The sequence below is a fragment of the Terriglobales bacterium genome, assembly GCA_035651995.1.
In the GTDB taxonomy this organism is placed as follows: Bacteria; Acidobacteriota; Terriglobia; order Terriglobales; family Acidobacteriaceae; genus DASRER01.
Genome location: DASRER010000029.1, coordinates 1 through 10,914, shown reverse-complemented (window position 1 = coordinate 10,914; position 10,914 = coordinate 1). Strand labels below are relative to the sequence as shown.

The 10,914-nt window shown below is 64.9% G+C and carries 12 protein-coding genes; 6 read left to right on the top strand and 6 right to left on the bottom strand.

All coding sequences use genetic code 11. The features are described from left to right. On the top strand, positions 1 to 127 hold a 127-nt coding region (locus tag VFA60_10825; protein HZQ92276.1), incomplete at its 5' end, for an IS5/IS1182 family transposase. 8 nt (positions 128 to 135) lie between these two features. Here the strand turns inward: VFA60_10825 and VFA60_10820 are convergent. Further along, on the bottom strand, positions 136 to 828 hold the full coding sequence (locus tag VFA60_10820) for a GntR family transcriptional regulator (GenBank protein HZQ92275.1): 693 nt from the start codon (positions 826 to 828) through the stop codon (positions 136 to 138). 265 nt (positions 829 to 1,093) lie between these two features. Between VFA60_10820 and VFA60_10815 the strand changes: the two genes are divergently transcribed. Continuing rightward, the gene (locus tag VFA60_10815; GenBank protein HZQ92274.1) at positions 1,094 to 1,333 is read left to right on the top strand and encodes a hypothetical protein; all 240 of its coding nucleotides are present in this window, start codon (positions 1,094 to 1,096) and stop codon (positions 1,331 to 1,333) included. 7 nt (positions 1,334 to 1,340) lie between these two features. Here the strand turns inward: VFA60_10815 and VFA60_10810 are convergent, their stop codons facing one another. Next, positions 1,341 to 1,835 carry a hypothetical protein gene (locus VFA60_10810; GenBank protein ID HZQ92273.1) on the bottom strand — a complete coding sequence of 165 codons (495 nt, stop codon included), beginning with the start codon at positions 1,833 to 1,835 and terminating at the stop codon, positions 1,341 to 1,343. Positions 1,836 to 1,936: 101 nt separating this feature from the next. After that, positions 1,937 to 2,326: a metalloregulator ArsR/SmtB family transcription factor gene (locus tag VFA60_10805; protein HZQ92272.1), complete on the bottom strand. Its 390-nt coding sequence runs from the start codon at positions 2,324 to 2,326 to the stop codon at positions 1,937 to 1,939. Positions 2,327 to 2,426: 100 nt separating this feature from the next. Between VFA60_10805 and VFA60_10800 the strand changes: the two genes are divergently transcribed. Both VFA60_10800 and VFA60_10795 read left to right on the top strand, forming a co-directional pair. Further along, positions 2,427 to 2,927: an ArsI/CadI family heavy metal resistance metalloenzyme gene (locus VFA60_10800; GenBank protein HZQ92271.1), complete on the top strand. Its 501-nt coding sequence runs from the start codon at positions 2,427 to 2,429 to the stop codon at positions 2,925 to 2,927. 8 nt (positions 2,928 to 2,935) lie between these two features. Further along, positions 2,936 to 3,352, top strand: coding sequence for an arsenate reductase ArsC (locus VFA60_10795; protein ID HZQ92270.1), 417 nt, complete (start codon positions 2,936 to 2,938; stop codon positions 3,350 to 3,352). Between the two features lie 136 nt (positions 3,353 to 3,488). On the opposite strand, the gene VFA60_10790 is transcribed toward VFA60_10795, so the two are convergent. The 3 genes from VFA60_10790 to VFA60_10780 form a co-directional block, all read right to left on the bottom strand. Further along, positions 3,489 to 4,232 carry a DUF1223 domain-containing protein gene (locus VFA60_10790; protein ID HZQ92269.1) on the bottom strand — a complete coding sequence of 248 codons (744 nt, stop codon included), beginning with the start codon at positions 4,230 to 4,232 and terminating at the stop codon, positions 3,489 to 3,491. Between the two features lie 158 nt (positions 4,233 to 4,390). Then, positions 4,391 to 4,774 carry a hypothetical protein gene (locus tag VFA60_10785; protein ID HZQ92268.1) on the bottom strand — a complete coding sequence of 128 codons (384 nt, stop codon included), beginning with the start codon at positions 4,772 to 4,774 and terminating at the stop codon, positions 4,391 to 4,393. A 121-nt stretch (positions 4,775 to 4,895) separates the two neighbouring features. Further along, on the bottom strand, positions 4,896 to 5,849 hold the full coding sequence (locus VFA60_10780; GenBank protein HZQ92267.1) for a UDP-glucuronic acid decarboxylase family protein: 954 nt from the start codon (positions 5,847 to 5,849) through the stop codon (positions 4,896 to 4,898). 736 nt (positions 5,850 to 6,585) lie between these two features. Here VFA60_10780 and VFA60_10775 point away from each other — a divergent pair. Beyond that, positions 6,586 to 10,149: an SLBB domain-containing protein gene (locus VFA60_10775; protein ID HZQ92266.1), complete on the top strand. Its 3,564-nt coding sequence runs from the start codon at positions 6,586 to 6,588 to the stop codon at positions 10,147 to 10,149. A 15-nt stretch (positions 10,150 to 10,164) separates the two neighbouring features. Further along, positions 10,165 to 10,914, top strand: a 750-nt coding sequence (locus tag VFA60_10770; GenBank protein HZQ92265.1) for a phosphatase PAP2 family protein, incomplete at its 3' end; no start/stop codon positions are given.

The following is a 10,914-nucleotide window of genomic DNA, read 5'->3' as shown; positions in this document are numbered from 1 at the left end:
CATCGAGCGTTTGTTCGCCTGGTTGCATAACTATCGCCGCGTGGTCACCCGCTGGGAGTACCACGCGGCCAACTTCCTCGGCATGGTTCAGCTCGCGTGCGTTCTGGTCCTGCTGAGACATTTATGAGATGGCTTCTAGTCGGCGGCGATCGCCGCTTTCTGCTTCATGTCATGTTTGCTGCCGAAGATGCTTTGCAGCCGACGCTCGGAATCGTCGAGATGTCGAGAAAGCATCTGCGCGCACTCCTTCAAACGACGCGCCTCGAGCGCCTTCAGCATGGCCTTGTGCTGGGGTATGAGCCGACGCGGATTGTCGTGAGCGCGGTCCACCAGAACCATGCCCAAGCGCAGTTCGCCCACGACCTTGCGATAAAAGTGCAGCAGCCGCGGGCTGCGATGCAGCGCGACCAGCGCGGTGTGGAAGCGCATGTCGGCGTCTACGGCGGCCGCCCAGTCGCGTGACAGCGCCGCCACCTGAAAATCGGTTACTGCCTTCGACATGTGGCTGAAGTCCTGGCGTGTAGCGCGGCCGGCAAGGGCAACGGCCTTCAGTTCGAGCATGCGGCGCAGCGCGTAAATCTCGGCGACATCGGCGGGTGAAAGTTCGGCCACGGTGACGCCGCGATGAATACGGCGTTTGAGCAGGCCTTCCAAGATCAGGATGCGCATTGCCTCCCGCAGCGTGTTGCGCGAAACGCCGAAAGCTTCCGAAAGCGGAATTTCCAGCAGGGTTGAGCCGGGCAGCATTTCGCCCGAGAGAATCCGGGTGCGAAGCGCTTCCGCAAGCTCGTCAGCAGTGCTGGTACGGCGAATGAAATGTGTTTGCACGGGAGTAGCTGGCGAACCCGCGACATAATCTGCTCAATTGTTCAACATGTCAAGCGTTCGGCTTTTCGACAGTGGCCCGGCTCGCGCGTGGGCGGAGAGTCGCTCGACTGGCCGGCCATCGCGGAACTCGCGGCCGAAGATGCGGGAATCCAGAGGACGGGTGTGGGGATGCTGCGTCGGCGGTGCGGGCGAACACGGATGTTCCGAGTGTGCAACCTCGGGCCGACGGCGCGCATAATAACGATCAGCAGCAGCGGGTCATGTGATGTCTGGTTCGCATGGTGCAGCGGCGGGCAATCCGATCGACGAGCTTAGAGACCGCCTCTCGCGTTACGTCGCAGCCGATCTGCAAGCCAGGCCGATCACCGATCGTGAAACGGTTCAGTGGGTGGTGGAGAAGTTCCGCGAGAAATATGGCGCCAGCGACGTGAAGAAGTACGACTCCAAGTTCGACGTTGCCGTGGTTGCCGATCTGGAAACAGCCGCGACAGCGGCGCGCCGATAAGTCAGAATCAGAACTCGCGCTTTGGGGGGCGCTGCTCCTCGCCGACGCGTCCGGCGGCGATGTCGGCCAGCAGATAGTTTTCGCCCTTGATGGCGCAACCGGCCAGGCGGCGCTGCATGGCAATCTGGCCCACGTGGGTGAGGGCGTCGGCGACCGGGCCCTGGAACAATTGCTCCACGGGCGTGCTCAGCGGCGCCGTGGACCGCAGGCAGGCGTCGAACTTCTCCATCGAGGCGAAGAAGCGCTTCACGTCGGCATCCCATCCGGCGGGCTGAGTGTCGCGCCACTTCTTTTCGCCGTTCGCCATCGAAAGAGCCCAGTCCATCAGGTCGCAGACGTGTGCCAGAATCTGCGCCGGCGTGCGGCCGCATGCGGAAAAGGTGGCGAACTCCGGCGGTGCGCCCCGCAGCGCCTTGGCGCCGCGATAGGCGAGCGTGGCGAGCGTGTGGCGAAGGAGCTGGCGGCAGGGGTCGGGGGAGGGAGACGTGCCAGTCTGGTCCATGGCGGTTTCTTTCCGCTATAAGCTTCGCAGCCCGCGCGGAAGAAAGCAAAGGCGATCCACACAAGGACACAGAGGCACACGAAGGTCATCAACCGAAAGGCCTATTGCGTGACCAGGGAGGGCAGGGGAGCGTCGGCGATTCCCACCAGCTTCTTCACGCCGCAGCATGCCTCGGTGAGACGGGCGCGGTCGCGCTGCATTTTGGGATCATGGCGCATTGCGTCCAGCGTTGAGCGCAGAATGGCGGCGGCCTGCGGCTGGGCGGGCGTGGCGATACGGTAGTGCATCCACTTCCCGTCGCGGCGCGCGGCGACGAGTCCGGCGCGGCGCAGGTAGGCCAGGTGGCGTGAGACCTTGGGCTGGCTGGCGCCCAGGATGGCGACGAAGAAGCAGACGCAGATCTCGCTCTCGGCCATCAGGTTGAGGATGCGCAATCGCGTGGGGTCGGCGAGTGCGCGAAACAGCGACTCCAGACCCAGGGACCGTGCCATGCGAAGGAGTATAACAAATACGCCTTGACAGATATATGTCCCCGGGGCTACGCTTGAACACATACGCACAAGCAGATGTATGTGCCCAAGGAGAAGCTCAATGACCAGCGATGCCGCCGCAATGAAGCCGCACGTTTCCATTTTCGTCCGCGACGTGGAGAAGAGCACTGCGTTCTACCGCCGCATGTTTGGCGCCGAGCCGGTCAAAGTCAGGCGCGGCTACGCCAAGTTCGACGTGGCGCAGCCCGCGCTGAACTTCGTCATCAACCAGGCAAAGTTCTCCGGGCCGGGCGCGCTCTCGCACCTGGGCCTACAGGTCGCCACGACCGAAGAGGTGCTCAAAACACGCCAGCGCTGGCTCGACGCCGGTCTTGAAGTTCGCGATGAAATGAAGACCGACTGTTGTTACGCGATCCAGGACAAGAGCTGGGTCTCCGATCCCGACGGCAACCAGTGGGAGGTGTTCGTAGTGCTCGAGGACCAGCTCCCGGAGAAGCCGGCCGCCAGCGACGTGGTGGAGAGCTGCTGCACTCCGACTTCGACCTGCTGCACGCCCGCGTGCCGCCCGGCGGCCGAAGAGGGCGCCACCGCGCAAGGCTGAGAGGGAACGTGAAGCCCAAGGTGTTGTTCCTGTGCACCGGAAATTCTGCCCGCAGCCAGATGGCCGAAGGCTGGCTTCGCACGCTCGCCGGCAATCGCTTTGAGGTGGCGAGCGCCGGCACCAGGCCCGCGGGACTGAATCCACTCGCGGTGGCTGCCATGCGCGAGGTCGGGATCGACATTTCAGGGCACCATTCTAAAGACGTCGCCGGCTTCCTCGGCACCCGCTTCCAGTACGTAATCACCGTGTGCGATCGCGCCCGCGAATCGTGCCCGATCTTTCCGGGGGCGTTTCGATCGCTGCACTGGCCGCTCGAAGATCCCGCCGCCTTCAGCGGTGAGGAGCAGGAGCGGCTGGCGGTCTTTCGGCGCGTGCGCGATGAGATCGAGGCGCGAATCAGATCAGAGTTCCTGGCCGGAGCCTGAGGGCTCCCTGTATTGACAAGTTAGTTACTAGTCAAGTAATAATGATGGCATTCCACCCGCAGCAATGCTCTGCTCCGGGCGATCAGGGATGCGTCCTTTCAGTGCGTCGGGCGCATCCCTATTCTGTTTTTGGTGACTAGTTGAGCGGCAGCGCGGCGGCGCCCAGGATGGGGCCGAAGTTGGGCTGCTGAACGAAGACGACGGCGCGCAGGTTCTGGCGCCGCCACTCGGGATTGAGCTTCAGCGCCGGGCGCGCCGAGAAGTGTCCGTCGCGGGCGTTACCCAGCAGCCGCAGGTCGCGGACCACGGCGGTGTGGCGCAACTGGCGTCCGCGATTTTCGCCGGCGCCGACCGAGCTGGCCAGGTTGTCTTCCGTGATGGCGAGCAGCACATCGCCCGTGGCGCCCGCCGTTCCCGATACCTCCACCTGCACGCCATCGGCATCACGCGCGAGGGCAACGTTCAGCTTGCTGCCGCGGGCGGCGCCGGCAATCTTCTGAAGCGCCAGGCGCGAATCACTGCCCACGAACTCGTCGTGCCCGTCCACCACCATCTGCGGCGTGTAGACCGAGCGCAGTCCGAAGCGGCGGCTGTACTCTTGCTGGCGAGCGGTCATGGCGGCCGATGAGAAGCGATCCGGCCATCCCAGCTCGTTCCAGTAGTCAACATGCAGTTCGAGCGGAATGATCTCGACGCCCGAGACCGGCTGCTTCTGCTGCAACTCGAGCAGCAGCGCGTCGGCCGGCGGACAATCCGAGCAGCCTTCGCTGGTGAACAGCTCTACCACGACTGGTACGCGCGGGCCGGACTGCGCCGCCGCCGTGACGCGCGACTGCCCAAAAAACATAAAGCCGACTACCAGGAGCGTAACCACCGACACCAATGCGAGCGCACCGGATTTCATACCGCATACGATGCATCAGTGAGATGAAAGTTACAACCAGACCCGTTTCCCACGAAGTACACAACGGGCACACGACGGCGCTCGGGGGGCGATCGCATCCAACTTGTCTTTTGCAGGAGACTTCTTTTGTGTGTTCAGTTGGGCTTGCTGTTGGAACGGTTGCGCTGGAGCACGGCGTATTCGGCCATGGCGCTGAGGCGCTCGAAGAAGGTGGCGGGGTTTTCCTGTCCGTTGCGGTGCGAATCGCGCGCCACCTGGCGCAGCAGTTGACGCGTGCGCTCGGCCGATTCAGAGCCCGCGCTGGAAACCTGGAGATAGAACCACAAGAAGTGGCGCACCTGGTCGACCACCGATTTCAAGTCGCGGATCGGGGCGGTTTCGGCTGCGGCTGGCGGCGTGGCCGCCTGTCCAGTGACGGCGCCGGGTTCGGCGCTATCCATCAGCTGCTGATTCAGGTCGCGTTGCAGAGCACAAAGTTCCGCGACGACGCGCTCCACGCGCGTCTTCATGTCCGACATGGGACTTCCTTGCCTTGTCCTTCGTGTTCTCAGGGCCGGTGTACCTTCGCACCGATGGACGATGGCGGCAACTCTCGGCAGTACATGCACCGGGGTAATGACAGGGAAGTGATAGGAAGGACTAGCCCTTGGCGGCGGCCTGTTCGGCGCGGACGGCGCTGCGGAAGTAGTCGAGCGAGAGCTTCAGGCCCTCTTCAAGCTGAACTTTAGGTTCCCATCCCAGCAGCTTGCGGGCTTTAGAGATGTCGGGCCGGCGCTGCTTAGGATCGTCCGGCGGCAGAGGTGCGTACCTGATCTGGCTCTTCGATCCCACCAGTGCCAGCACGCGGCGCGCGCATTCCAGGATGGTGAACTCGGTGGGATTGCCGATGTTGGTGGGCAGGTGTTCGTTGGAGCGCGACAGGCGCACGATGCCCTCGACCTCGTCGGCCACATAGCAGAAGCTGCGCGTCTGGCTGCCGTCTCCGTACACCGTCAGATCGTCGCCGCGCAGGGCCTGCTTCATGAAGTTGGGGACCACGCGGCCGTCGTTGAGCTGCATGCGCGGTCCGTAGGTGTTGAAGATGCGAACGATGTGCGTGGCCACCTTGTGATAGCGGTTATAGGCCATGGTGGCGGCTTCGGCGAAGCGCTTGGCTTCGTCGTACACCGAGCGCGGGCCGATGGGGTTCACGTGTCCCCAGTAGGTTTCCTTTTGCGGATGCTCGAGCGGATCGCCGTAGCACTCGGAAGTTGAAGCCAGCAGAAACTGTGCGCCGTACTTGCGCGCGATCTCCAGCGCATTGAACGTGCCGTACGATCCGACCTTCAGGGTTGGGATGCCGTGGATCATGTAGTCCACCGGGCTTGCCGGCGAGGCGAAATGAAAGACGTAGTTGACCTTGCCGCAGTCGAACGGCTCGCTGACGTCCACCTGCCGCAACTCGAAGCGCGGTTCGTTCTTCAGATGTTCGAGGTTCGCGGTCCGGCCGGTGACCAAATTGTCGGCCGCGACGACCGAGTGCCCTTCGGCGAGCAGCGCATCGCAAAGATGCGAGCCGACGAAGCCGGCGCCGCCGGTTACCAGGACACGCAAGCGGTTACTCCTGCCTGCCGCGGGCTGAGAAAGCCGGGCGCCGGCTGATGTGGTGCAAGTTTCGCCATCCGGTGGTGGTTGGCATGGTGAACCGGGTCTTCCGCCGCGAGCGATGCGACGTGCAGCGAGTTTACACTCGCCGGTGCCGCGCTGCATTTATACCTTAGTTGCTCCTGGTGACACGGCGCCGGACAGCCGATTCACGGCGCGAAAAACCTGCGTCCAGCGCCGCGCCGAAAAGCGCCCTGGCGGACGTGACGGCAGGCCCGATTCCTGTTATAACTTTTTGCATTCAGAGAAGATGCCGGTGCGCTACTTGGCCGCTGCCGAGGCTGGTTAGGCGCCTCCGCGGGCAGCGTCTCGGTTGCGCCCGACGATTCAACGAAGCAGCGAAGCAGACTCCGGCTTCAGCCAGAGTTAAGGGCAAACTCCAATTGCCGACTGTTTGCGTTTTAGTAAAGTGGCAACGTCGCGAATCCCCGGCGTTCTTTCGGTGTCCGCACATTCGACCGACCGCACACCACTCTGCCATGTGGAACTGAACCCGGCGGTGTGTGCCGATGGCGTTTTGCGGTCAAGAAACTGATCAGCAAGTGGTTAGGTCACATAGAGCCCTGTGAGTGACGGGGCGAAGCTGTGCCGCCACCTGGGGAAACGGCAGCAGAAGTCCTCGCGCATCACGATTCGATCTTCGGTATTGCTTCAGCAGATTTCGAGGCAAGAAGTGAGAGGCAGTATGACTGATTTCGGATTGCATCTTCGCCGCAGCATCATGGTCGCCACGTTGGTTCTGGCGGGCGCGGTTGGGGCCGCCGCCCAGCAGCCGCAGCAGGGTCAAATGCCACCGCAGCCGCGTCCGGCCATGCCGCAGATCAAGCCACAGGACGAGAAGGTCTACGGCACCAACGAGCCCTCGCAGGCGCAGCGTGAAGCCGACCGCCTGGTTTCGCTGTCGGCGGAGAGGATCATCCAGTTGCTGAACAAGGAGACGGGCGTGCTGCTGGTGATCAAGCGGCAGTTCGTGAAGATGGCCTTCGCCCAGGGCCGGTTGCTGGAGGAATCGGACCTCACCGACGAAGCGCTGTTCCGCTATATTCGCGAAGACGCCGGCGTGCGCAACATGGTGACGCGCGAGCTTGAGCGCCGCAACTACATTCGGCCCAAGCCGACCCAGGACGAGATTGCCGCCGAGCAGCGCCGTAAGGAGTTGTACGCCTACTACTACGGCCTGCCGCCCGACAAGACGGGAACGCCGCCGCCGGCCCCGAAGAATGTTTCCGGCTCACAGGAAGAGGAATACTGGAACCAGCAGCTGGTGCTCGGCGACGACCGGTACATCATTCCGCGGCCGCTGCCGAAAGACCCCGACGCGCCTGACTTCATTCCGCCCTCGCGGGACGACCTGATTCCGCCTTCGATGCGCGACTCGCGCCGCACCGTGAACCGCTCATCGGTTGACGACCGCGACGACAACCCCTACGCCGACGTATCCCCCGACACCAGCCGCATGGTGCGGGTGGGGGCCGACTCTCTGCCCAGCATCGTGTCGGCGGCGGCAAGCGGCGGCATTGGCGGAGACGACGACATCGCCGCTGCCTTTGCCGGCGGCTTCGGCGGACGCCTGGGCGGCAGCCTCTCGGGCGGACCAGCGGCGCCGATTTCACGCGAAGGCGCCGCCTCGCGCGCGTCAGGCAGCCGCGAATCGGCAAGCCTCGATCGCCGCTCGCTTGAACTCGAGCGCCGCCGTCCGCTCTCGCCGCCTAACGAGCAGCCGCTGCTGCGCCATCTGCCGAATCCATACGCCGACATTCCGTCGCTCTACGACCTGTACGGACAAGTGGCCAAGCGGCAACCGAAGCTGGAGCGGTTCGGGAGCGAAATATTCCTGAACAACACCGGCAACTTCGACAACCTTCCGATGGACGTCCCGGTGGGCCCCGACTACACGCTCGGGCCCGGCGACCAGCTCAACGTCGAGATGTGGGGCAGCGTTTCGCAGCGCCTGCAACGCACGGTGGACCGCGAAGGCCGGTTGCCGCTGCCGGAAGTGGGCACGGTGCTGGTCGCCGGACGCAATCTCGGGGAAGTGCAGCGTGAGGTGCAGGCAGCGCTGCGCACGCAATTCCGCGACGTGCAGGTCGATATCTCGCTCGCGCGCCTGCGCACGGTGCGCGTCTACGTGACCGGCGACGTGCAGAAACCTGGCGCCTACGACATCAACTCGCTCTCCACGCCGCTCAACGCGCTGTGGGCCGCGGGCGGGCCCAGCAATGTCGGCTCGCTGCGCGTGCTCCGGCACATGCGCGGCAACAAGCTGGTGCAGGAGTTCGACGTTTACGATGTGCTGCTGCACGGCGTCCGCAACGACATCAAGACCTTCCAGCCGGGCGACACGATCTCGGTGGCGCCGCTGGGCGCGCTGGTCACCGTGGAAGGCATGGTGCGGCGCCCCGCGATCTACGAACTGCACAATGAGAAGTCGCTGGCCGAAGTGCTCGAGCTGGCCGGGGGGGTGATGTCCACCGGCACGCTGCGCCACATTGACGTGGACCGCCTCGATGCGCACGAGAAGCGCAGCATGCTGTCGCTCGACATCCCTGAAAACAACAACCAGGAGGAAGTGAACCAGGCGTTGCGGAACTTCACCGTGCAGGATGGCGACCGGATCCGCATCTCGCCCATCGTGCCCTACACCGACAAGACCGTATACCTGGACGGCCACGTCTTTCGGCCCGGCAAGTACGCTTTCAAGGACGGGATGAAGGTCAGCGACTTGATCAAGGCCTACGGCGACCTGCTGCCCGAGCCGTACCTGAAGCACGCCGAAGTGATCCGGCTGAACGCGCCCGACTTCGCGCCGCAGGTGATCTCGTTCAACCTGGGCGACGCGCTGGCGCATCGTGACGCCGACATTCCCCTGCAGGCCTTCGACACGGTGCGCGTCTTCGGACGCTTCGACTTCGAAGACCCACCGGTGATCACCGTTACCGGCGAAGTCCGCGAGCCGGGCGACCATCGCACCAACGGCGTCACCCGGGTGAGCGATGCCGTGTACCTGGCGGGCGGCGTCACGCCTGACGCGCAGCTCGACGACGTGCAGGTCATCCGTCGCACGGCCGGCAACCGCATCAACATCCTGAGCGTAAACCTGCGCAAGGCGCTCAATGGCGATCCCTCGGCCAACGTGGTGCTGGAGCCCAAGGACCGCGTGTTCATCAACCGCGATCCCAACCGGGTCGATCCGCCGGTGGTGGTGGTGCAGGGCGAGGTGGACCGTCCGGGGCGCTACGTGCTGGGTCCCAACATGACCGTGGCCGAGGCCGTGCGCCTGGCTGGCGGACTCAAGCGCGGCGCCGATCCGGGCAGCGCCGATCTGTCGCGCTACACCGTGGAAGGCGGCAAGCAGGTCGAATCCGGGCACCGCAATCTGGACCTGGCGAAGGCCATGATGGGCGATCCGGAGGCCAACCTGCCGCTGCGCGACGGCGACGTCATCAACGTTCGCCAGCTCGGCGGATGGAACGATCGCGGCGCCTTCATCACCGTCAAGGGCGAAGTGAATCATCCCGGCGGATACGGCATCAGCCAGGGGGAGCGGCTCAGCTCGGTGCTGAAGCGAGCCGGCGGCTTCCGCCCTGGCGCGTATCCCTATGGCGCGGTGCTGCTGCGCGCGCAGGTGCGGGACATCCAGGAAAAAGAGCACGCGGACCTGATCCGCCGCATCGAGGCGCAGGAGTACACGCTGAAGAACCTGCCCATCGATCCAACGCTGGACTACAACGACCAGCACATGGCGCGGACCGCCGCGGTGGCGCAATGGGAGGCCACGCTGGAGCGGCTGCGCACCACTCCGCCGGCCGGACGCATGGTGGTGCACATCTCCGGTGACATGAAGCGCTGGGAGGGGTCGCGCGACGACATCGAAGTGCGCGCCGGTGACGTCCTGATCGTCCCCAAGACGCCAAACTTCGTCATGGTGTCCGGACAGGTGTACAGTCCCACAGCCATCTCCTACCGCCCGGGCAAGACCGCGGAGTGGTACGTGGAACAGGCGGGCGGACCGACGCAACTGGCCAACAAGAAGGGCGTGTTCGTGCTGCGCGCCGATGGCAGCGTGGTCGGCGGCGGTGGCGGCGGCCTGTGGAGCGGGGGATGGAGCGGCGCTGGCCTGCGCCCGGGCGACATCGTGGTCGTCCCGGAAAAGGCCGTCGGCGGTCCTCCAACCTGGCGTAATGCCCTGCAGACGGCGAACCTGGCGTCGTCGATTGCGGTGGCGATCAAGATCGCGAGCAGCTTCTAGCGCGGCGGCTGGAACATGCGTCGTATCGCTGCCTGCGCGCTCGTGTTGCTGCTCGGCTGCCGGCCTGCCCTGGCCGTCGCCGCCGACGGGCAGGCCCCGTCTTCAACGAACAAGAGCGGGCCGGCCGCGGCGGCAGACAACGGCGCCGAGCCGTCCGCCGATCCGGGCGGCTGGGTGAAGCCCGCCCCTCCGCCACCGCAGCGCACGCCCAACGTGCTGCGCGCGCCGATCATCGGCGACTTCGTCCGCGACCAGAAGGCCATCTGGACGGCGCCGCTGAACACCCGCCTGCAAGACTTCACATGGATGATCCCGCTGGCGGGCGTCACGGCCGGGCTGCTGGTGAGCGACGCGCAGTTCGCGCGCCACGTCCACACCGCGCCTACGCGGACCAACCACTACGACAACATCTCCACCGCCGGAGTAGGGGCACTGGTGGGTGTGGGCGGCGGCCTGTTCTTCCTGGGGCTGGCCACGCACGACGACAAAAAGCGTGAAACCGGCTGGCTCGCCGGCCAGGCTTTCGTCAACTCCTACGCGCTCGCTGCTTTGGGCAAGGCCATCACCGGGCGTGAGCGCCCGTTGGAAGGGAATGGCGACGGCAGCTTCCGTTCCGGCGGAAATTCTTTTCCCTCCGAGCACGCGGCCGCGGCGTGGTCCATCGCGAGCGTGATCGCGCACGAGTATCCGGGCCCGCTCACACAACTGTTCGCCTACGGCACGGCCGCCGCAGTGAGCGCTGCGCGCGTCAAGGCGCGCCAGCAC

Excerpts from the sequence above, each read along its gene's own strand:
- VFA60_10815 (HZQ92274.1), top strand. The coding sequence starts at position 1,094 with ATGTCTGGTTCGCATGGTGCAGCGGCGGGCAATCCGATCGACGAGCTT.
- VFA60_10805 (HZQ92272.1), bottom strand. The coding sequence starts at position 2,326 with ATGGCACGGTCCCTGGGTCTGGAGTCGCTGTTTCGCGCACTCGCCGAC.
- VFA60_10810 (HZQ92273.1), bottom strand. The coding sequence starts at position 1,835 with ATGGACCAGACTGGCACGTCTCCCTCCCCCGACCCCTGCCGCCAGCTC.
- VFA60_10775 (HZQ92266.1), top strand. The coding sequence starts at position 6,586 with ATGACTGATTTCGGATTGCATCTTCGCCGCAGCATCATGGTCGCCACG.
- VFA60_10785 (HZQ92268.1), bottom strand. The coding sequence starts at position 4,774 with ATGTCGGACATGAAGACGCGCGTGGAGCGCGTCGTCGCGGAACTTTGT.
- VFA60_10800 (HZQ92271.1), top strand. The coding sequence starts at position 2,427 with ATGACCAGCGATGCCGCCGCAATGAAGCCGCACGTTTCCATTTTCGTC.